This window comes from Micromonospora sp. NPDC049047, from assembly GCF_040649135.1.
Classification (GTDB): Bacteria; Actinomycetota; Actinomycetes; order Mycobacteriales; family Micromonosporaceae; genus Micromonospora.
The window spans coordinates 64,920-85,551 of sequence record NZ_JBEZEY010000011.1; the positions used below are offsets into that span (position 1 = coordinate 64,920).

General features: G+C 71.1%; 18 protein-coding genes. 9 read left to right on the top strand and 9 right to left on the bottom strand.

All coding sequences use genetic code 11. The annotated features are described in order from the left end of the window. The 5 genes from AB0B86_RS19080 to folP all read right to left on the bottom strand — a co-directional run bounded on the left by AB0B86_RS19080 (position 1) and on the right by folP (position 3,697). Positions 1–1,233 carry an ABC transporter permease gene (locus tag AB0B86_RS19080; RefSeq protein ID WP_357418803.1) on the bottom strand — a complete coding sequence of 411 codons (1,233 nt, stop codon included), beginning with the start codon at positions 1,231–1,233 and terminating at the stop codon, positions 1–3. A gap of 119 nt (positions 1,234–1,352) precedes the next feature. After that, a complete protein-coding gene (locus tag AB0B86_RS19085; RefSeq protein ID WP_357404024.1) occupies positions 1,353–1,892 on the bottom strand; it encodes a DUF3180 domain-containing protein in 540 nt (179 codons plus the stop codon). Positions 1,893–1,911: 19 nt separating this feature from the next. Continuing rightward, the gene (gene folK / locus AB0B86_RS19090; protein WP_357418806.1) at positions 1,912–2,439 is read right to left on the bottom strand and encodes a 2-amino-4-hydroxy-6-hydroxymethyldihydropteridine diphosphokinase; all 528 of its coding nucleotides are present in this window, start codon (positions 2,437–2,439) and stop codon (positions 1,912–1,914) included. Beyond that, a complete protein-coding gene (folB, locus tag AB0B86_RS19095) occupies positions 2,436–2,804 on the bottom strand; it encodes a dihydroneopterin aldolase (protein WP_357404020.1) in 369 nt (122 codons plus the stop codon). Before folB ends, folK begins: the two co-directional genes overlap by 4 nt. Continuing rightward, positions 2,801–3,697, bottom strand: coding sequence for a dihydropteroate synthase (gene folP / locus AB0B86_RS19100; RefSeq protein WP_357404018.1), 897 nt, complete (start codon positions 3,695–3,697; stop codon positions 2,801–2,803). The genes folB and folP overlap by 4 nt, the downstream gene beginning before the upstream one ends. 355 nt (positions 3,698–4,052) lie before the next feature. Between folP and AB0B86_RS19105 the strand changes: the two genes are divergently transcribed. The 7 genes from AB0B86_RS19105 to AB0B86_RS19135 all read left to right on the top strand — a co-directional run bounded on the left by AB0B86_RS19105 (position 4,053) and on the right by AB0B86_RS19135 (position 12,553). Next, on the top strand, positions 4,053–4,367 hold the full coding sequence (locus AB0B86_RS19105; protein ID WP_357404016.1) for a hypothetical protein: 315 nt from the start codon (positions 4,053–4,055) through the stop codon (positions 4,365–4,367). Between the two features lie 13 nt (positions 4,368–4,380). Beyond that, entirely contained in the window at positions 4,381–4,743 is a 363-nt protein-coding gene (locus AB0B86_RS19110) for a hypothetical protein (RefSeq protein WP_355032620.1), read from the top strand. Positions 4,744–4,813: 70 nt separating this feature from the next. Beyond that, complete coding sequence (locus AB0B86_RS19115; protein ID WP_357418808.1) at positions 4,814–8,254, top strand: ATP-binding protein; 3,441 nt, start codon at positions 4,814–4,816, stop codon at positions 8,252–8,254. A gap of 1 nt (position 8,255) precedes the next feature. After that, positions 8,256–10,211: an MFS transporter gene (locus tag AB0B86_RS19120; RefSeq protein WP_357404011.1), complete on the top strand. Its 1,956-nt coding sequence runs from the start codon at positions 8,256–8,258 to the stop codon at positions 10,209–10,211. After that, positions 10,208–10,768, top strand: coding sequence for a hypothetical protein (locus AB0B86_RS19125; RefSeq protein ID WP_357404010.1), 561 nt, complete (start codon positions 10,208–10,210; stop codon positions 10,766–10,768). The genes AB0B86_RS19120 and AB0B86_RS19125 overlap by 4 nt, the downstream gene beginning before the upstream one ends. A gap of 2 nt (positions 10,769–10,770) precedes the next feature. After that, positions 10,771–11,940, top strand: coding sequence for a M23 family metallopeptidase (locus tag AB0B86_RS19130; RefSeq protein WP_357404160.1), 1,170 nt, complete (start codon positions 10,771–10,773; stop codon positions 11,938–11,940). 13 nt (positions 11,941–11,953) lie between these two features. Beyond that, positions 11,954–12,553, top strand: coding sequence for a hypothetical protein (locus tag AB0B86_RS19135; RefSeq protein WP_357404158.1), 600 nt, complete (start codon positions 11,954–11,956; stop codon positions 12,551–12,553). A gap of 2 nt (positions 12,554–12,555) precedes the next feature. Here AB0B86_RS19135 and AB0B86_RS19140 read toward each other — a convergent pair whose 3' ends face one another. After that, a complete protein-coding gene (locus AB0B86_RS19140) occupies positions 12,556–13,119 on the bottom strand; it encodes a hypothetical protein (protein ID WP_357404008.1) in 564 nt (187 codons plus the stop codon). Positions 13,120–13,313: 194 nt separating this feature from the next. Here AB0B86_RS19140 and AB0B86_RS19145 point away from each other — a divergent pair, with 194 nt between their 5' ends. After that, positions 13,314–15,902 (top strand): FtsK/SpoIIIE domain-containing protein, encoded by a 2,589-nt coding sequence (locus tag AB0B86_RS19145; RefSeq protein WP_357418811.1) that lies wholly within the window; start codon positions 13,314–13,316, stop codon positions 15,900–15,902. A 1-nt stretch (position 15,903) separates the two neighbouring features. Then, positions 15,904–16,623 carry a hypothetical protein gene (locus AB0B86_RS19150; protein WP_357418813.1) on the top strand — a complete coding sequence of 240 codons (720 nt, stop codon included), beginning with the start codon at positions 15,904–15,906 and terminating at the stop codon, positions 16,621–16,623. 152 nt (positions 16,624–16,775) lie between these two features. On the opposite strand, the gene folE is transcribed toward AB0B86_RS19150, so the two are convergent. The 3 genes from folE to hpt all read right to left on the bottom strand — a co-directional run bounded on the left by folE (position 16,776) and on the right by hpt (position 20,546). Then, entirely contained in the window at positions 16,776–17,441 is a 666-nt protein-coding gene (gene folE / locus AB0B86_RS19155) for a GTP cyclohydrolase I FolE (protein ID WP_357404156.1), read from the bottom strand. 35 nt (positions 17,442–17,476) lie between these two features. Beyond that, positions 17,477–19,495 carry an ATP-dependent zinc metalloprotease FtsH gene (gene ftsH / locus AB0B86_RS19160; RefSeq protein WP_357404002.1) on the bottom strand — a complete coding sequence of 673 codons (2,019 nt, stop codon included), beginning with the start codon at positions 19,493–19,495 and terminating at the stop codon, positions 17,477–17,479. A 475-nt stretch (positions 19,496–19,970) separates the two neighbouring features. Then, entirely contained in the window at positions 19,971–20,546 is a 576-nt protein-coding gene (gene hpt, locus AB0B86_RS19165) for a hypoxanthine phosphoribosyltransferase (RefSeq protein WP_179781302.1), read from the bottom strand. Positions 20,547–20,632: the final 86 nt, after the last annotated feature.

Genomic DNA, 20,632 nt, shown 5'->3' on the forward strand with positions numbered 1-20,632 from the left:
TCACCGCTCGTCGGCGTCCCACCGGCGCGGGCCGTCCTCCCACCGCGGGTCCCGCCAGGGGTCCACGGGTTGCGGTGCGGCAGGCGTCGGCAGTGTCGGCGGCCAGTTCTCCACCGACTGCGACTGCGGCATGGTCCACCCGGTGCTGATCGTGCCGTCGGTGACCGGTTCGGGTCTGTCGGTGCTGCCCGGCCGGGGCCGACCGAACGTCTCGACAAGCCGGGTGACGAGCAACCCGACACCGAGCGCGGCGCCACCCACCGCCCAGGTGCTCAGCGTCCAACCACGCTCCGGCGCGTACGCCTGGAAGACGGTGACCAGGCTGACCGCCAGCAACGTGCCGAACACACCGCCGCGACGCCCGTACGCGCTGGTGCCGGCGAGCAGGGCCACCCCGATCGCCAGGATCGTCCAGTCCAGCCCCGAGGTGGGCGTTACGGACCCCGGGTCCGTGGCCGTCCCGGAGTGGTTGGCGGCGATGAGGACACCGGCGAGGGCGGCCATCACTGTCGAGCTGACAAGCGCGACAGCGGTGACGACGGCGGCCACCGCGCCACGCCGACGAGCCGGGTCGGTGGTCGGCCGGTACCGGCCGACAAGTCGGCGGATCGCCCGGACCGCGCCGAACAGCCCGCCGAGGACGGCCACCGCCGCGAAGCCGGCGAACAGGTATCCGGCACTGCGCCCCGGGTCGTAGTCGCCCTGCACCAGCACGGGCGCCGAACGGCGTTCGATGAACACCACCACCCCGGCCGCACCGGCCAGGCTGGCTGCCCACCCCGGCACGTGCAGCAGCACCACGGTCAGCGCCAGCGCGAGCCCGCCAAGCGCGGCGAGCGCCACGGCCGGGCCGACCGACGCCGGCAGACCCCGATCACCCTGCTCGGCGTAGTGCAGGGCGGCGGCGACCGCGACCGGCCCGACGGCCAGGTTCGGTGCCGCCGTACGCAGGCTCAGCCCGGCGGCCAGGGCGAGCAGCCCCAATCCGACCGCGTCGACGAGCAGGGTGCGCAGGTTGTCGGCGCGCAGCAGGCTCTGATCCTCCTGCCAGAGCAGCCAGCCCACTGCCGCCACGCCGGCGAGCAGCAGCACCTCCCAGACCACCTGCACGCCGAGCCGATCCCGGCCGGGATCACCCTGCGTGGGGTCGTCGAAGACGTTCTCCAGGACGGCGGCGGGCACACCGGACGAGGGCTCGGTCGAGCGGTCCCGACCCGCTTCTTCGTAACCCATCACGCCGCCTCCCCAGTGGCCGACCGTCCCAGGTCCGGCGCGCGGACGGACCGGGGGTGGGCCTTGCTCTCCGATCGCAGGCACCGTACCCGCGCTCGGAGCCGGGCGTAACCCCCTGCTCAGCGCTGGCCGGGACGGCTCTCCCGTGGGTCCTGCTCGTGGTCGTCGTCCGGGCGCTCCGGCACCCGGCAGGAGCGCTCCAGCCACAGCGCGGCACCAACCAGAGCCAGCGAGGCGAGCAGGCCGCCGCCAGCAGCCGGTCGATCGTCCAGGGCCGCGCGGGTGGTTTCCATGAACAGCCAGCCGGTCAGCCCCGCGTAGAAGCCGGCGAAGATGGCCGCGGCCAGCGCCGACGCCTTGGCCAGCACCACCAGCCGGGCAACCAGCAGCGGGTCGACCGGGTCCCGGCCGGGCTTGCGCTCGATCCGGCCCCGGGTGTTGATCGCGGCGTACCCCTCGAGCACGGCGAGCCCGGCCAGCGTCACCACCGGCAGCCAGGGCAGCCTCGGGATGCCGCTGTAGTAGAGGCTGCTGATCAGCAACCAGGCCACCGCCGCGGCGGCCAGTGCGGCGACGACAAGTGTCGAGATCCGGGTGGGGCCCATCCGGGAGCGGTCCGGGCCCGACCCGCCCGGTGGTGGGGACTTCGCCTGCGTCATGCCGGCCGGCTCCGCTCGGTCATGCCGTCGACTCTAACGCCAACTCGGGCCGGGGACGCAGTTCCAGCGCGTCGTCCGCCGCGGGGCCGGTGGTGAGCAGATCGGTAAGCCAACCGTGGCCGGGCAACCGACCGTAGGGCTGGATGTCGATCCACGGCCGCAGCACGAAGGCCCGCAGGTGCGCCCGGGGGTGCGGCAGGGTCAACTCCTGCTCGTCGCTGAACACCGGCTCGTCGTCGTCGCCCCAGACCGCGATCACGTCCACGTCGAGGGTGCGCGGCCCGAACCGCCGCTGCTGGTCCCGGACCCGGCCGGCCGCCCGCTCCGCGTCGCGAGCCCGCTCCAGCCAGTCGCGGGGGGTCGCGGTCGCGTCCTGGGCGAGCACCACCGCGTTGAGGTACGCGGGCTGGTCGGCGTCGCCCCACGGTGGAGTCTCGTACACCCCGGAGGTCACCAGAACGGCGTCGCCGAGCGTGGCGACCGCGGTGCGCAGGTGGCCCAGCCGGTCGCCCAGGTTACTGCCGAGCGACAGCACGGCCCGGGTCACCGGCCCCTCGCCCGGGTCATGGTGACCGCCACGTCGGTGAAGGTGTGCGGCACCGGGGCCTCCGGTTTGTGCACAGTGACAGTGGCGGTGCGCACCCGCTCGTCGGCCAGGCAGACAGTGAGGAGTCGATCGGCGAGGGTTTCGATCAGGTTCACCGGCTCGCCGGTCACCACCGCCACCAGGCGTTCGGCCAACTCGCCGTAGTGGACGGTGTCGGTGACGTCGTCGCTGGCGGCGGCCGGGCCGAGGTCCAACTCCAGGACGGCGTCGACAACGAAGTCCTGCCCCTGTTCGCGTTCGAAGTCGTACACCCCGTGCCGGCCGCGCGCCCGCAGTCCGGTCAGGTGGATCCGGTCCGTCGTCATCGCCGTACCCCATGCTCGTGATCGTGATGCGCTCGCTCCGTGCCGTGCCCCGCCACGACCATGCGCGGGCTGCCGGTGGCGGTCCAGACGGCCAGCGCGTCGACGGTGGCCCGCACGTCGTGTACGCGGACGCCCCAGGCGCCCGCGGCGACGGCCAGCACGCTGGTGGCCACCGTGGCCGCCTCCCGCTGGGCGGTCGGTCGTGGGGTGCCGTCCGGGGCGGCGAGCAACCCACCGAGGTACGACTTGCGGCTGGCCCCGAAGAGCAGCGGACAGCCGAGATCCAGCAGCTCCGGCAGCCGGGCGCTGAGTTCCCAGTTGTGCGCGGCGGTCTTGGCGAAACCGAGCCCCGGATCGACGATGAGGCGGTCGGCGGCCACCCCGGCGGCCAGCGCCGCGTCGATCCGTTGGGCCAGTTCGGCCCGGACGTCGGCCACCACGTCGCCGTAACTGGCCAGGTCGCGCATCGCCCGGGAGTGGCCCCGCCAGTGCATCAGCACCCAGGGGCAGCGCGCGTCGCGAACCACGCGGGCCATGTCCGGGTCGGCCAGCCCGCCGGAGACGTCGTTGACCACCGCCGCCCCGGCCGACAGGGCCGCCTCCGCCACCCGGGCGCGACTGGTGTCGATGCTCACCGACACGCCGGCGGCCGTCAACTCGCGGATGACCGGCAGCACCCGGGCGACCTCGGTCGCGGCGTCGATCCGTTCGGCGCCCGGACGGGTCGACTCGCCGCCGATGTCGATGAGGTGCGCACCGGCGTCGCGCAGACGGACGCCGTGTCCGACGGCCGAGTCGAGGTCGGCGTACCGTCCGCCGTCGGAGAAGGAGTCCGGCGTGACGTTGAGGACGCCCATCACCACCGGGCCCGAGGCCCGCACCAGATCGGTCACGACTAGACGGTACCGGTCGCGGCAGCGGCGCCGACCGGCCCGGGTCGGCTCAACCGACCACCCCTGACGTGCTCGTTAGAACAGGTGTACGATCGGTCATTCGGGCGGCATCGGGCAGTCCCTTCGCGGCTTGTCGCAATCCGGGGCGGCCCGTACGCTTTGGAATTGGCCAGCATCGAGATGGCGAAGCTTGGAGGGAGGGCCGAAGCGGGGAAAATCCGCCCAAACCTCGCCACCCTCCGTGGTGAGTAACGAACGCAGGGTCAAGAACGCCATGCCCTGAGGAGCAGATTTCCCGTCCGGCTTGCCTATCGCACCGCCGCGGCACCGCCGGCCGCGCTATGGGGAGGTTCCAGTGATCGCCTTCGAGCTCATGGAGACGGCGTCTTCCAACGTCGCCCACGCGCTCTCCACCCTGGCGTCGACTCCGCTCGCGGAGCCGGCCCCAAAGGGGATCGACACCAACGGTGTCGTCACCTTCTTCGCCAGCAAGATCGCGCCGATCCTGCTTGCCGTCCTGGGCGTCATCTTCATCGGCCGAGCCAGCCGCGGCGAGATCTCCAAAGTGCTTACCAGCTCCGCGATCGCGATCGTCGGGCTCGCCTTCATCGCCGGCGCGGCAACGCTCTTCTTCGTCGGCGATTACCTGATCGACCTGATCTTCGAATAGGCGCGTTCACCAGATGCGGCTGCGCACCGACGACGACATCTACCGGGCCCGCCTGGTCTACCTCGGGCCGCCCGGTTACACCCTTCCGGTCCACCTGCCCTACGCCCAGTACGGGCTGTTCATCCTGCTGGTCCCCCTCTACATGTTCATCCACTGGCTGTTCACGTTCACTGTCGAGCTCTTCCCGGCCTGGGAGATCGCGCTCGCGATCGTGACCACGTCGTTCATCTTCCGGCACGTCGACCCCGATCGGCCGGCGCGGGTGGTCATCCGCACCGCGCTCACCGACTGGCGGCGCACCCGGGAGCCGGCGATCGAGCAGCGCGACCCGCGCCTGGTCGGCAGCCGGATCAGGATTCGGGAGGAGCTGGCATGACCGGGCGTACGTCGATCGGTTCGTCACACGACGCGGGTGGCAGCCTGCCGCCATCTCCTGAGGCGGTCGCATGAGTCGCTCGTCCACGCCGGATTCTCCGGCCGGCCACCAGCCGGTGCCTGCCGGTCACCGTGCGCAGTCATTCGACTACGGCGATGCCGAGGATGAGGTGGCGCTCGATCCTGCGCTTGTGACATCGCCCGGCCACGGTGCGGTGGGCGTGTTCCAGGCACCCCGGCCGGTCCCCCGGCGGACGCCACCCGCCGAGCCCAGTGCGGTGGCCGCCGGCGAGAACGCCGACATCGACTCGCCCTTCCTGGACCTCTTCGGTGGCGCACGAGCCAGCGCCACGCGAGCTGTTTCGGCTGGTCCGAGCACCCAGGAGCAGCCGGCGATCCCACCGCAGGCACCGCCGCAGATCGGCCCGGCACCGGCCCGTCCGAGCCCCGAACTGGAACCACCTTGGTCGCCCGACGACCAGCCCCGCGGCGGACGCCGGCCGGTCGAGCCACGCCACGGCGGTGGCCACCCGGTCAGCGAGTCCCGGGTGCCGCACCAGGCCGGCGACCGGCTGCCGATGGTCCGGCCCTCGGCTGAACCCGACCGGGCCCCCACCACACCACCGACCAGCACCGAGCCCGTCAACGGGTCGGCAGGCACCACGCCCAGACGCCGGACGCCTGCCCCACCGGCGGCTCGGCAGGCGCCGCAGGCAGCCCGACCGGCTGCTCAACCGGCCCGACAAACAGCCCCGGCTGAGCAGCCGGCGAACACCGGGCCCGCGGACCGGCCGGCGCTGGAGCGCACGCCGCGACGGGTCGCCGACTCGGATCGGGCCGAGGGCTCGGGCACCGTGCCGACCGGACGGGAGATCGCCCCGTCCCGAAAACGTGCCACGAGCCGACTGGACCAACCGACCAAGCCGACCCGGATTCGCGCCCCGAAGATCAAGTTTGGCGATCGGGACCCGTCGGTCGAGCTGGCCATCACCGAGATCGCCGGTCACCTGACCTTCACCCCCAACACCGTGACCGCCTGGTACTGGCTGCCCGAGGTCCGCTGGGCATTCCGGCCGGACGCCGAACGCGAAGCGCTGTTGTCAGCCATCTCCGAGCAGTACGCCGGCCTGGCCGGCTTCCGGCTGCACCTGCGGCGCACGACCCGGCCGTTCCCCGCCGACGAGTGGGCGCGCACCATCGACGCACACACCCCCGCGCCGCTCGCCGACGTGCCCGGCACCACCGGTTGGGCCGATCACCTGGTCGCCGCCCAGCGGCACCTGATGGCGGTCAACCACGCCGAGGGACAGACCTACCTGGGCGTCACCTTCGCCCGCCGCTCCCTCGGTGACTCGCTCACCGAGCGGCTGCTGCGCACCTTCGGTCGGGGCACCGCCGAGGGCGAACGCCGCAAACTGGGCCGCACCGTGGAGCAGTTCGACGAGGTGCTCGGCGCGTTCGGCATGCGCGGCCGACGGGTCACCGCCCAGGAGCTGGAGTGGCTGCTCTACCGCTCGGTGGCGCTGTGCATGGCCCCGCCCGGCACCCTCTCCCCGGTCACCGACGGGCACTGGGAACGCGGTGACCTGCTCGCCCTTACCGAACAGGTCGAGCGCTACCGCACCCCGTACGGCTCGACGGTGAAGCTCGTCAACCGGATGACCGGCGAGGAACGGCACGTGGCGGTGCTCGCCGTCGGCCGGATGGAGCCGCTGGAGATCCCCGAGCGGCACGAGCCCTGGCTGCACTTCCACGAGCGGCTGCCGTGGCCGATGGAAATCTCCACCCGCGTCGACATCCTCGGCTCCAATGACTCCTTCCGCAATCTCGAACACCGGCTGCGGATGATCCGCTCGCAACAGCTCGACTACGCCGAGCACGGCATCGACGCTCCCCCGGAGCTGGAGCGACTGGCCAAACGCGCGTTGGTGATCGGCGACGAGATGACCACCGGTCTGCCGGTCGACTCGGCCCGTGCGCACGGCTGGCACCGGATCGCCGTCGGCGGTCGGACCAGGGAGGAATGCCTGGAGCGCGCCCGCCGGCTCATCCAGCTCTACTCCCGGGAGTTGCGCATCTCCCTGCAACACCCCAAGAACCAGGACTGGTTGGCCCGCGAGTTCATCCCCGGCGAGCCGATCGCCAACACCGGCTACGTCCGCCGCATGCCGGTGCCACTGCTCGCCGCCGCGCTCCCCCAGGCCGCCTCGAACGTGGGCGACCGCCGGGGAGACCTGATCGGTAGGACGGCCGGCACCTGCCGTCGACCGGTCTTCCTCGACCTGCACTTCCCGATGGAGGTCCGGGAACGCTCCGGGCTGGCGGTCTTCGTCGCCGAACCGGGCGGTGGCAAGTCGACCCTGCTCGGCGCGCTGGGTTACCTGGCCGCCCGCAGAGGTGTCCAGGTGACCCTGCTCGACCCGTCCGGGCCGCTGGCTCGACTCTGCGCGATGCCCGAACTGCGACCGTACTCCCGGGTGTTGAACCTGACCGGCTCCGAGCACGGCACCCTGGCGCCCTACTCACTCATCCCCACCCCGCTGCGTACCGAATTCGCTGCCGGCGCGGCTGGTGACCGCGAGTTCGAGATCGCGGTCTCCAACGCCCGGGCCGAGCGGCGGATGCTGGTCCAGGACATCTGCATGATGCTGGTGCCACCACAGGTGGCCCGTGAGGCGTCCACCGCCACCCTGTTCCGGCACGCGGTCCGGCAGGTCCCCGCCGAAGAGACGTCCACCCTGGACGACGTGGTGAGCTGCCTCGGTCGTCTCGACGACGACGCCGGCAAGGAGCTGGCCAACCTCCTGCTGGACACCGCCGAGATGCCACTGGCCATGCTCTTCTTCGGTCGACCACCGGAAGGGCTGCTCGGCGCCGACGCCGCCCTCACCGTGATCACCATGGCCGGGCTGCGGTTGCCCGACCTCAAGATCGAACGGGAGTACTGGTCCGCCGAGGAAGCGCTGGCCCTGCCGATGCTGCACACCGCGCACCGGCTCGCCGTCCGCCGCTGCTACGGCGGGTCGATGTCCTCACGCAAGCTCGTCGGCCTCGACGAGGCGCACTTCATGGAGGGTTGGCGGTCCGGACGGTCGTTCCTGGTCCGGCTCGCCCGGGACTCCCGCAAGTGGAACCTCGCCGCCCTGGTCGCCTCGCAGAACCCCCGCGACATCCTCGGCCTCGACGTGCAGAACCTGGTCTCCACAGTCTTCGTCGGCCGGATCGCCGAAGACGCAGAGATCGCCTCCGAAGCGCTACGACTGCTGCGGGTGCCGGTCAACGACGGGTACGAAGCCACCCTCGCCTCGCTCTCCGCCGCCGACACCAGCTCCGCCAACCGCCTCGGCTTCCGCGAGTTCGTGATGCGCGACGTCGACGGCCGTGTGCAGAAGGTCCGCGTCGACGTCTCGTACGTCGAAGGGCTCTTGGACCACCTCGACACGACACCCGCCGCGATCGCCGCGGCGGCCGGCGTGCTACCGAGCATCTCCCTGCCGGATCTGGAGGCGTGACATGGCGAGGGCCCGGGCAAGGATCACGTCGTTCCTGCTCACCCTCGGCGTACTGGCCGGGGCCACCCTGTCCTGGCCGCTGATCGGCGCGGAGGCCGCAGCCGCCGCACCGCCCGTCGCCCAGGCCCGCGCCGACCTCTGCACGACCAAGGAGTGGCAGGCCGACTTCCGCACCTGCGTGGACAAACTGCAAGCGGTAAGCGAGGACGAGGTCAAGTGTCGTAACGCACCGACCCCAGGAACGCCGGACTCCGGACTCGCCGGCTGGTTCGCCGGCCGCCCAGACTCTGCCAAGGAGCTTGGGCCCAAAGGGCTCTACAGCGACTACGGCTACGCGGGCTACAGCTACCCGACGTACGACATCCCGGGCGGCTGCGCGTCGTCTGTCCTGCATCCGGACTACAAGTTCACCACGACCGTGGCGAATGGCGAGTTCATGATGGCCACCGCGATCGTGGGGGCCTCGAACGCGCTGCGCGAGCGAGCCTGGGATCCGCGATCGATGTGGGGTTGGGCCGACCCGCTGGTGGAGCAGGCGACCAAGGCCGTGTACCAGAAGGTGTTCAGCGTCTTCGGCATCGTCACCCTCTGTGTTGTGGGGCTGTACCTCCTCTGGCGGTCCCGCCAGTCGGACATGAGTAATGCGATGACCACCGCAGGCTGGGCGCTGCTGGTGATGGTCGCGGTCACGGCACTGGCGGCCTGGCCGGTCAAGTCGGCGAATATCGCGGACGGCACCCTGGTCACCAGCCTGGGTGTGGTGCACGATGCCGTGGGTCCCGCAGCCCGGGACACTCCACCTGACCAATGCGACGACTCAACTCCTGGAGCTTGCAAGGACAATCGGCCACCCGCCGTACGAGCCAGTGACACGGCCACCGAGGCAATGCTCTACCGCAACTGGCTACGGGGAGTGCTCGGCTCAGCCGACAGCGAGACCGCCCGCAAGTACGGCCCTGCGCTATACGACGCCAAGGCACTCTCCTGGGACGAAGCCGAGAAACTGCGCGCGAACCCGGCGACCCGGGAAGCGACTATCGCGGCCAAGCAGCAACAGTGGGCGCGGGTGGCCCAACAGATCCAGACCGAGGACCCGGAGGCCTACGAGTACCTCCAGGGCGTACGGGACATGGACCGGGTCGGGGCCGGGTTCATTGCCGTACTGGCCTCGGTGCTCTTCGCCATGTTCGACCTGACCGCGTCGCTGCTGGTCCTACTGGGCTTCCTGATCTTCCGCTGGGCGGTGATCGCCGCTCCGATCCTCGGCACGATCGGGCTGCTTCGGCCGGCCAGTGCTGGGCTGCGGCGCTTGGCGAACGCCGTGGTCGCCGCGGTCTTCAACATCGCCATTTTCGGCACCGGCGCGGCGATCTACCTGTTCGCAGTGGATCTGATCATGAGCACGCCTACCCTGCCCGGTTGGCTCCAGGTCGTGCTTGTCTGGCTCTGCGGGGTGGTCGGCTGGTTGTTGCTGCGCCCGTACCGGCGGATAACCCAGCTGGGCGGCAAGGACAGCAGCGAGGCGGTCAGCTCGGCCGGCTCCTGGCACCGTCGGTTCTTCCGCGACATGCGCGTCGCGGCACGGCTCGACGTGGTGGAGCCCGGCGGCACGGCCGAGCCGGTGGGCGGACGTCGCCGATCGCCGGACGCCGAGCAGACCCGGCTGCGCCCGGAGGCGCGCAGAGAGGACCCGGTGCCGACGCCGGCCGCTCCGGTCGGGGCCCAACGGGCCGGCGACGCGCGACCTGACGGTCGGGAAAACGCTGATGAGGCAACGAAGGAGGGGACGGGAGGCCGGAGCCGTAAGGTCCCACCCCAGCCTCGGCGACGGCAGCCGGCGACCTGGACCGAACCTGACGTGCCAGCCGAGAACCCGTCGTTCGTGGTCTACCGACCGGGCTCCGCTGAGCGCGCGCCGGACCGTACCGGACCGCGGGTGCGCTCAGAGGCGCGGTGACGGCGATGAGACGGGCGCTGGAGTTTCTCTTCACCCGGGCGCTTCGGTCCCGACTGGGAGTGGCGCTGGTGATGGTGGTGCTCATCTTCGGCGTTATCGGGGCTGCCCGCCTGGTCTCCGGTCCGCCAGGTCCGGCGGACGGACTGAGCAACCGGCCGGACCGGCCGATCACCACTGTGGATCCGACGGCCGGTGACGACGGCGTGAAGTCCACCGAGGCGCCGCCATCGCCTGTCACTCCAGCGGGTGCCCGCACCCCCGAGCAGACCGCCGACCGGTTCGCCAAGGCCTGGCTCGGCCAGCCCGGGATGGCCGCCGAACAATGGCATGCCGGCCTGCGCCCGTTGTCGACCCCGGCGTTGACCGACAAGCTGTCCGGCGCCGAACCCAGCGGGGTTCCGGCCGAAGAGGTCACCGGGCCGCCGGAGGTGCGGGCCCGCACCCAGACGTTCGTCGAGGTGCTGCTGCCCCTCGACAGCGGTCGGCTCCGGCTGGAGTTGGTGGCCGCCGCCGACGCCGGCTGGCTGGTCGACGTGGTGGATTGGGAACGGCAATGACCATGGGCGGTGACACGACCCCTCCGCGTCGCCCGCTGCGGATCGGGCTGATCATCACGATCCTCACCGGGGCGTTGCTCCTGCTCTGTTGTACCGGCGGCACCGCCGCGTTCTTCCTCAGTGGGCTCGGTGGCGACGCGGAGAACGGGGACACCCTGGCCGGCTGGGGGTGCGGCCCGATCCGCCCGGTGGACATCGCTGGCGAGCTGCCACGGTTCACCGAGTACGGCGACGCTCAGGTCCGCAACGCCGCGATCATCATCAAGGTCGGCCAGGACCTGGGGGTGCCATCGCGCGGCTGGGTGATCGCTCTGGCCACGGCGATGCAGGAGTCCGCCCTGCGTAACCTGGCCAACAGCGATGTTGCCGCGTCTCTGGCACTGCCACACGAGGGGGTCGGCGCCGACCACGATTCGCTGGGCCTTTTCCAGCAGCGGCCCGGCTGGGGCTCGGTCGCCGAGCGGATGACACCCGCGTACACCGCTCGCAAGTTCTACGAGAAGCTCGTCAAGGTGCGGAGCTGGCAACGTCGGCCACTGACCGTGGTGGCGCAGCAGGTGCAGGTCAGCGCCTATCCAGACGCGTACGCCAAGCACGAGGAGTTGGCCAGCAAGATCGTTGACGCCCTTGCCGGCGGGGCGGCCCGCACCGTCGAGATCAACGGCAAGGCAGTGTGCAACGCTGCCGAGCACGGCGAGATTGCCGCTTCGGGCTGGACCGCCCCGATCCCCGGCGACGTCGGTTCCGGATTCCGGACCGCCGAGCGTCCCAGTCACAACGGGGTCGACATCGGGGCGGCCAAGGGCACCGAGATCCGAGCCGCAGCCGCCGGGCGGGTGCTGGTGGCCCGTTGCGACCCGGACAACCAGGGACGACGGAACTGCGACGTGGACGGGTATCCCGGCAAGGGTGGCTGCGGCTGGTTCGTTGACCTGCTACACGCTGGCGGCAACATCACCCGGTACTGCCACATGGTGGTCCGCCCCCGGGTCGCACCGGACCAGATCGTGCCGGCCGGCGAGGTCATCGGGCAGGTCGGCAGCAGCGGAAACTCGTCGGGGCCCCACCTGCATTTCGAGGTGCACCTGCGCGGCGACCGGTCCAGCCGCGGCGCGATCGATCCGATCCCGTTCATGCGTGAGCGGGGTGCCCCCCTGCGCGCTGCCGAGTGAGGCCGCCACGGGCATGACCGGACCGATGCCGGACCCATTCGCCGACCAGCCCGACTGGGCGCCCCGGCCACCCCGCCCGCTGACCATGGTCCCCGCCACGGACCGGGTCGAGCTACGCGGGCGACGGGTGCTGGTCGGCCTGCCGGGCTTGGGGTGGCGAGGAGACCTGCGCGCGGACGACCGGGTGGTGCAGAGCGCCCGGACCTATGTGCCGGTGATTCCCGAGCACGAGTGGTACCGAGCCGAGGCCGACCAGGTCGAGGTGTTCGCGCCACTGGTGCCGGTGGAACGGGTTTGGGTGGAGACCGTTGGCAGCCGGCCGCAGGCGGACAGCCCTCGCGAAACCGGCATCCGGTTGGTCTCGCTGGACGGCCCGGCGCACCGGGCCCCCATCCCCGTCTTCGAGGCCGACGCCGTCACCGGCCGCCGGGTGGTACACGTCGAGGGCGGTGTGGAGCACCGCGACATGCGGGCAGTCACCGAGACCTACTCGGGTGCCGAAGGGGACATCTGCGTCCGGATCACGCCGGAGGTGGAGTGGTACCGCTGGGCCTGGCGTGGCCAGTCACCCACCACGTTGGAGGTTCCGGTACATCTCCTGTGGATTGAATGATGTCAGCTGGCCCGCGCACCGCCGCAGACTCGCCAGCCATCGTCGTCCTCGACGACGCTAAACGTCCAGTCCTCCCGCCGACCGCTCCGGGGAACGCCATTCGCGGACCCAGCGATGGTCAGCGTCGTGCCGACAGATTCCCCGCCCTGAGACGGCGTCCGGGTCAATGGGCCCCAACTGACTCGAACGGTGACGCCAAACTTCGATTCACGCTGCTCAGTCTCAACTCGGAGATCCCGAACGGCCTGGAGGTCCGACCCGCCCTCGCAGGTGAAGAGGTCTGCTCTCGCGTCGTTGCGGTCGACAAGAAACGCACGCAGATAGTTGTCCACGACCACGTCGGGTGCGCTGCGGTCTGGGGCGGACGCCCGGTGGTAGAGCACCACGCCCGCGATGAGCCCACCGAGGAGGAGCAGTGCGAGCACCCCGGCGACGACCGTGACCACCGTCCGCATTCGACGACGCGGCGGCTGCGTCTCCGGCGGTGCCGGGGCAGGCGGCAGCTGCTCGGATGGGGTCCGTTGGGCCGGTACGTGGGAGACCTGGGAACCGGCGGGGGGCTGCACTGATTCCACCTCCTGACGTTAACGGCTGGACGCTCCGGAGCCAATGCCTCAGATCCAGCGGATCGTGACGGACCCCTACCCATCGGTGAGATCCACGACATCGCTGGCGCAGCGCCGTGCCACCTCCCGGAGGTGCAGCCTCGGCTGGGATACCGTCTCTGCTCGGGAGGGGTTGCCAACCTCGGGCAGAGGGGGTGGACGCGGTGGCCGGTCCGAAGGCACGCACGAACCGCGCTGCTGCCCTGCATCGCCAGGCAGCGGCCGTCGCCACCGCTGCCGCCGGGATCCTGGACGAGATCCGGCCAGCTCCCGCGGACCAGCGTCGCCAGTACGAGCTGGCTGATCGCCTTCGGGTGGTCGCCGCGCGGTTGGCCCCGGGTTGGGCTGGTGCTGCGTTGGACTCGCTCACCGTGAACTCTCCGGCGGGTGACGGCCCGCCGCCGTTCGTCCGGGTCGGCACGGCGGCGCCGTTGGACGATGCTCGCTTTCCCGCGTTGGTGCCGCTGGTTGGCACGGGTCATCTGAGCGTTGACGCTGACGCTCGGGAGCCACGGGTGGCGGGGTTGCTCCGGGCCGTACTGCTGCGGTTGTTGGCGGCGACGCCGGCGGGTGCGTTGTTGATTCGCGCGGTGGATGCCACGGGTTCGGCGCTGGCCCCGTTCGGCTCGCTCGCTGACGCTGGCCTGCTGCCGCCGCCTGCGGTGGACCTGGCGGGGCTGCGCGCAGTGCTGACGGAGGCGGAGCAGTGGGTCACGCCGGGGGCGAGTGGACGACGTCGGCACGATCGCACGCTGTTGCTCGTGTTCGCCGCTCTGCCGGAGTCGACAGGTCCGACCGATCTGGTCCGGATCGAGGCGCTCGCCGAGCAGGGGCCTGCCGCCGGTCTGCATCTGGTGGTGGCCGGCTGGCCTCCGGCCGGCCCGTACGCGACGCGGGCCGCGCTGCCGCACAGCACACCGCTGGCGCTGCGCAACGCGTACGCGCTGCTCGGTGACCCGCCGAGGGCGTCCTTCGCGAGTCCGGGCGCGGACCCGCCGGGCGGACTGAACTCGCCGGTCTTCGTCGAGGTGGACCCACCGGTTGAGCTGGTCGACGCGGTGTGTCGACGGTTGGCCGAGCAGGTGGAGGCCGGCTCGCGGTTGGGGTTGGCGGCGCTGTTGCCGCCGACGGGTGAGCGTCTGTGGGAGTCGGAGTCCGTCGATGGGTTGACCACCACAGTGGGTGATGCCGGGGGGCGGTCGGTGCCGCTTGGTTTCAGCGAACTGACCCCGCACTGGTTGGTCAGTGGGCGGTCCGCGGCGGGTCGCGCGGCGTTCCTGACCACCGCGTTGCTGGGGTTGGCCGCCCGGTACGGCCCGGACGAGTTGGCGTTCTACCTGGTGGATCTCGGCGACGGTGAGTCGTTCGTGGAGTTTCTGCAGACGGAGCGGGACCGGTCGTGGATCCCGCAGGTGCGCGCTGCCGCGATGGCCGCCGACCGGGAGTACGTCCGGGACCTGCTCGACGAGTTGACGGCCGAGGTGCAGCGCCGGGCGGAGGCTGGGGCGCGCGCGGGTGGTCAACGTTTCGCCGAGCTGCGTCAGCACCAGCCGCTGCCCCGGATCGTCTGTGTGTTGGACAATGTGCCGTTGCTCTTCGCCGAGCGGGACCGGTTGGCTGCTGAGCTGGCCGCCCAGTTGGACGGGCTGGCTCGGGCCGGCCGGGCGTACGGCGTGCACCTGGTGTTGGCCGGTGCGGGCGAGCTGGGGTTGGGCACCCGGACCGATGGGGGTCATCGGGATTCGGTGCTCGGGCAGTTTCCGGTGCGGGTGGCGCTGCCCGGCGGCAGCCCGGTGTTGGAGCCGACGAACGATTCGGCCGCCGGTCTGCCGGTGGGCAGCGCGGTGGTGAACACCGCAGGCGGGCTCGGCGGTCCCCGGGGCGCGATCCGAGGTCATGAACGGCTGATCCGGCACCCTGATCCGCAGGACCACCCGGCGGTGGTGGAGGAGTTGCGGCACGAGTTGTGGGCCGCTCGGCCGGCCGGGGCGGTGCCGCCTGTGGTCTTCGCCGGCTATGCTCGCCCGCTGCTCGGCAACGATCCACGGCATCGGGCGGCGTTGGCGGGGCAGGCGCACGGGCCGGCGGCCCTGCTGGGTCGCGCGGTGGACGTGGCCCGTTCGACGGTCGCCGTGCCGTTGGGTCCGGCTGCGGGCCGCAACCTCGCGGTACTCGGGTCGGGTGCCGCGGCGGGCGGGTTGCTGGCGACGGCGGTTCGGAGCACCGCGGACCACCATGCGCCGGGCACCGCCCGGTTCCTGGTGGCGGCGCCGGATCCGGGCGCTCGGGCGCTGGCGAAGGCGTTGACGGCGGAGTTGGCCACCCGGCATTCGGCCGAGTTGGTGGATCTGCCGACGCTGCTGGCCGCCCCGGCCGACGAGCTGCCGACGTACCTGGTGGCCTTCGGGCTGGACCGGCCGGGCCCCCGGGAGCTGCCGGTGGACCGGTTGCGTGCGCTGCTCCGCAACGGGCCGCCGACGGGAAGACACGTGTTGGGTTGGTGGCGGGCGGTGCCCCCGTTCGCCGCGCTTGTCGAGCCGGCGGGAGAGGTCGACAAGTTGGCCGCCGTGGTCGTGCTTGACGTTCCGGTCGCGCAGCTCACCGCGGTCCTGGGTCGGGCGGTGGAATGGCAGCCTCGCCCTGACCGGGCGGTGCTCTGGGACGGTCCGGACGAGCGGGGCACGGTCCTGGTGCCGTTCGCCGACGAGGCCGGGTCCTCCGGTGACACGGACCGGGGGTGTTGAGATGAGTCCGGAGGCGACGGTGACCGGGCCGGGCCGGCAGCGGGTCGCCGCGACGGCTGGGGACGCCACCCAGCCGGCGGGCGAGCAGGGGTCGGCGTGGGCGGAATACCTGGCCGCGGCCCGCCAACTGGACGGGGTACGCCGCAGTGCGGCTGCGGCCGCCGGTGAGCAGGCCCGGTCGGCGGAGACCGCCCGGGAGGAGCTGATGATGGTCCGTACCGGGCTGGCGAGCCAGCAGGAACGGCTGCGCGAGTTGGGCGTACCAGCGATCTCCCTGGTGCCGTCGCCTCCGGAGCTGACCGAGGCATCCCGGTCGATGGCGGGCGGTCCGGCGGCCGTGCTGGCGGCGCTACGGGTCGCGCGGGGTCGGGCCGAGGCGGCGGACGCGGCCCTGGCGGCGCGGCGCCGGTTCCGGCCGGCGTCGTGGCCGGCGCGGGTGCGCAACCTGCTGGTGTACGGGCCGTTGGCGCTTGTGGTACCGCTGATCCAGGTCGCGGTCTGGGCGGCGACGGGGGTGGGGGCGGCAAGTGTGGCCGCGTTGATCTGCGGGCTGCCGATGCCCGCGGTCGCGCTCGTCGCCGGTTGGGTGGGGATCGGGCGGTTGTTCCGGGTGAGCCCCACCGAGCGACTGGACCGCACTGTGCGTTTCGGAGCGCTCGTGTGCCTGGTGCCGGCGGTGCTGGTGACGGCGGGCCTGCTGCTGGTCCTGCTCGCCGGCTGACCTGCCCGGCCGGCGATGGGCAGAAGAGCCGAGCGGCAGGAAAGGCAACGGCCGGCTGACCTGCCTGGCCGGCGATGGGCAGAGGAGCCGATCGGGCGGAATGGCAACGGCCGGCCAGCCCCGCAGGGTCGGCCGGCCGGTGCGTCGGACGGTCAGCGCGGGATGATCAGCGCCATTGCCTCGGCACGGGACTTGGAGTCCGTCTGCAGGATGCCGCGCACCGCTGACGTGATGGTCTTGGCACCGGATTTTTGGATGCCGCGCATCGCCATGCACATGTGCTCGCACTCAAGCACCACGACGACGCCGCGCGGGGCGAGTTTGCTCATCAGCAGGTCGGCGACCTGTGAGGTGAGCCGTTCCTGCACCTGGGGTCGGCGGGCGAAGACCTCGACCAGTCGGGCCAGCTTGGACAGTCCGGTGATCCGTCCGTCCGGCCCGGGGATGTAACCGATGTGCGCGCTGCCGCGGAACGGCAGCAGGTGGTGCTCGCAGAGGCTCATCACGTCGATGTCCCGGACGATGACCAGCTCTTCGTGGTTGGCCTCGAAGGTGGTGCTGAGCACCTGGGTGGGGTCGACCCGCAGGCCGGCGAAGAGTTCGGCGTACGCGCGGGCGACCCGGGCCGGGGTCTGCTGGAGTCCGTCGCGGTCCGGGTCCTCGCCGACGGCGATCAGGATCTCGCGGACGGCCTTCTCGATCCGGCCCAGGTCGACGGCGTCCTCGACCGGGCGACCGGTCAACCTACCGCTGATCAGGCGGGCGGCGACGTAGTCGAGCCCGTCGTCGCCGTCGGGTTCGGTCGCGGAGACGGCCAGCTCCCGGTGGGGGGAGCTGGCCGTCGGGTCGTTGCTCAGTGCGTGCCGTCCGAGTTGTTGGACGGCGTCCCGCCACCGACTGACGCCTGCGCGCCGTCGGCCTGGGCCTGCGCCTTGAGCTTGTCCTTCTCCGCAGGGGTGAGCACGGGCGGCTCGGTGGAGGGCTGGCGCTTACCGAAGCCGTTGTAGGGCGCCAGCGGCGGACGCTTGACCACCCGGGAACCGATCCGCGCCATGTCGGCGGTGGAGAGGGTTTCCTTCTCGATCAGCTCGAGCACGATGTTGTCCAGGACGTCCCGGTATTCCACCAGGATCTCCCAGGCCTCGTCGTGCGCCAGCTCGACGAGGGCTCGCATCTCGCCGTCGATCTCGGCGGCCACCGCGTCCGAGTAGTCCCGCTCGTGGCCCATGTTGCGGCCGAGGAACGGCTCGTCTCCGCTGGTGCCGTACTTGATGGCACCGAGTTTCGAGCTCATGCCGTACTGGGTGATCATCGCGCGGGCCAGTTGGGTGGCCTTCTCGATGTCGTTGCCGGCACCGGTGGTGGGCTCGTGGAAGACCAGCTCCTCGGCGGCCCGACCGCCCAGCGCGTACGCCAGGGTGTCGATCATCTCGGCGCGGGTCTGGGTGTACTTGTCCTCGGTGGGGAGCACCAGGGTGTGGCCCAGCGAGCGACCACGGGACAGGATCGTCACCTTGTGCACCGGGGCGGCGTGCGGCAGTGCCCAGGCGACAAGCGCGTGCCCAGCCTCGTGGTACGCGGTGATCTTCTTTTCCTGGTCGCTCATCACCCGGGTCCGTCGCTGCGGACCAGCGATCACCCGGTCGATCGACTCTTCGAGCGAGTCGTTGCTGATCGCCCGCTGGTCCTTGCGGGCGGTGAGCAGGGCCGACTCGTTGATCACGTTGGCCAGGTCGGCGCCGCTGAAGCCGGGGGTACGCCGGGCCACCGAGTCGAGGTCGACGTCGGGGGTGAACGGCTTGCCCTTGGCGTGCACCCGCAGGATGGCCTTGCGGCCCTCCATGTCGGGGGCGTCCACCGGGATCTGCCTGTCGAACCGGCCCGGGCGCAGCAGCGCCGGGTCGAGGATGTCCGGCCGGTTGGTGGCCGCGATCAGGATGACGCCGCCCTTGGTGTCGAAGCCGTCCATCTCGACGAGCAGCTGATTGAGCGTCTGCTCGCGCTCGTCGTGACCGCCGCCCATGCCGGCGCCACGGTGTCGACCGACGGCGTCGATCTCGTCGACGAAGACGATCGCCGGGGCGTTCGTCTTGGCCTGCTCGAAGAGGTCGCGGACCCGGCTGGCGCCGACACCGACGAACATCTCCACGAAGTCAGAGCCGGAGATGGAGTAGAACGGCACCCCGGCCTCACCGGCGACGGCGCGGGCCAGCAGCGTCTTGCCCGTTCCGGGCGGGCCGAAGAGCAGCACACCCTTGGGGATCTTGGCGCCCAGGGCCTGGTACTTGGCCGGGTTCTGGAGGAAGTCCTTGATCTCGTGCAGCTCTTCGACTGCCTCCTCGGCACCCGCGACGTCCGCGAAGGTCGTCTTCGGAGTGTCCTTGGTGATCATCTTCGCCTTGGACTTGCCGAAGTTGAGCACCCGGGAGCCGCCGCCCTGCATCTGCGACATGAAGAACAGCAGCAGGAGGACGAGCAACGCGATCGGCAGCAGGTTGACGAGCAGGCTCACCCAGATGCTGTCCGACGAGACCTTGGCGTCGGCCGGGCCGGTGACCCGGTTGGCCGCCTTGGCGTCCAGCACCTCGTTCCAGATCTCGTCACCGGCCTGGTACGGGAACTGAGCCTCGATCTTGTTGGTCTCGGTCTTGCCGAACTTGGTCTTCTCGGCCAGGTCCAGCTGGAGCGTCTGCTCCTTGTCCTGGAAGACCACCTTGTTGATCTTGGCGGTGTGGAGCTGATCGAGCGCAACGGAAGTGTCCACGCGGTGGTAGCTGGGACCAGCGGTGAACAGCTGACTGAGCACAACTGCGCCGAGGATGACCAGGATGATCCAGACCACCGGTCGGCGGAAGAAACGCGTACGTTCCATACTGTTGTCGAGCGCCGGAGCGCCCGCATCCTCCTGATCGACGTCCTGACCATCTGATTGGTGTCGCCGCGGTGAGCGGCGGTCGGAGCTGCCATGCGGGGCGGCCTCGACCCCGAGACGCGAAAACTGCCGCGCCGCGGTCATTCGACGGTACACCGTGTACGCGAGGAGCGAGCTCGCGAGCCCCGCACTGGGCGCACCTTTCATATCGATGGCGCGCACCGTGGGCAGGCCCACCAGCACCGCGACCCGCGTACGGCGGGTCCGGGTGGAAACCTGGCGTGGCGGGGAGTCCGGCCCGGCCAACCGACGGCCCGATCACTCGGGCGAGGGGGTCGGGCGCGGAGTAACCTCCGGGCCACCGGGTCCACGGTAACCGCAACAGCTGAGAGCGCGCTGAACGTCGGCTCGATGAAAGCCGATGCGAGTCGACCTCACGCCACTGCGGGACCGCCCCGGCGGGTCGACACCGGGGTCAGGAGCGCGCGTAGACCTCGGGCTTGAGCACCCCGACGTACGGCAGCTCCCGGTAGCGCTCACCGAAGTCCAGGCCGTAGCCGACCACGAACTCGGTGGGGATGTCGAAGCCGACGTACTTGACCGGAACCGGCACCTTTACCGCGTCCGGCTTGCGGAACAGCGCGACTACCTCCACGCTCGCCGCCGAGCGCGACTCCAGGTAGCGCAGCAGCCAGGAGAGCGTGAGCCCGGAGTCGACGATGTCCTCGACGACCACCACGTGCCGGCCGGCGATGTCCCGGTCCAGGTCCTTGAGGATGCGGACCACCCCGGACGAGGTGGTGCCCTGGCCGTAGGAGGAGATGGCCATGAAGTCGAGTTCGGCCGGGGGGCCATTGCGGCCCAGCGCCCGGGCGAAGTCCGCCATGAACATCACCGCGCCCTTGAGCACGCACACGAGCAGCAACCCGTCGGTGACGTGCGAGTAGTCGGCGGAGACCTGCTTGGCCAGCTCCGCAGTCTTCTCGCGAATCTGCGCCTCGGAGATGATCACGTGGTCGATGTCGGCGTCGTACCAGGAGCCGTCAGCCATGACTCCTAGCCTGCCGTACGTCTGATGGCCTCCGTCGGCGGGGCCGCACCTTTTGGCGCGGTCCCGCCGGGGTTTTTCTGGACAAA

Bases quoted from the DNA above. Each gene is read 5' to 3' on its own strand.
- AB0B86_RS19080 (WP_357418803.1), bottom strand. From the start codon at position 1,233: ATGGGTTACGAAGAAGCGGGTCGGGACCGCTCGACCGAGCCCTCGTCC.
- AB0B86_RS19085 (WP_357404024.1), bottom strand. From the start codon at position 1,892: ATGACGCAGGCGAAGTCCCCACCACCGGGCGGGTCGGGCCCGGACCGC.
- folB (WP_357404020.1), bottom strand. From the start codon at position 2,804: ATGACGACGGACCGGATCCACCTGACCGGACTGCGGGCGCGCGGCCGG.
- AB0B86_RS19110 (WP_355032620.1), top strand. From the start codon at position 4,381: ATGCGGCTGCGCACCGACGACGACATCTACCGGGCCCGCCTGGTCTAC.
- AB0B86_RS19115 (WP_357418808.1), top strand. From the start codon at position 4,814: ATGAGTCGCTCGTCCACGCCGGATTCTCCGGCCGGCCACCAGCCGGTG.
- AB0B86_RS19120 (WP_357404011.1), top strand. From the start codon at position 8,256: ATGGCGAGGGCCCGGGCAAGGATCACGTCGTTCCTGCTCACCCTCGGC.
- AB0B86_RS19130 (WP_357404160.1), top strand. From the start codon at position 10,771: ATGGGCGGTGACACGACCCCTCCGCGTCGCCCGCTGCGGATCGGGCTG.
- AB0B86_RS19135 (WP_357404158.1), top strand. From the start codon at position 11,954: ATGACCGGACCGATGCCGGACCCATTCGCCGACCAGCCCGACTGGGCG.
- AB0B86_RS19150 (WP_357418813.1), top strand. From the start codon at position 15,904: ATGAGTCCGGAGGCGACGGTGACCGGGCCGGGCCGGCAGCGGGTCGCC.
- ftsH (WP_357404002.1), bottom strand. From the start codon at position 19,495: ATGGAACGTACGCGTTTCTTCCGCCGACCGGTGGTCTGGATCATCCTG.
- hpt (WP_179781302.1), bottom strand. From the start codon at position 20,546: ATGGCTGACGGCTCCTGGTACGACGCCGACATCGACCACGTGATCATC.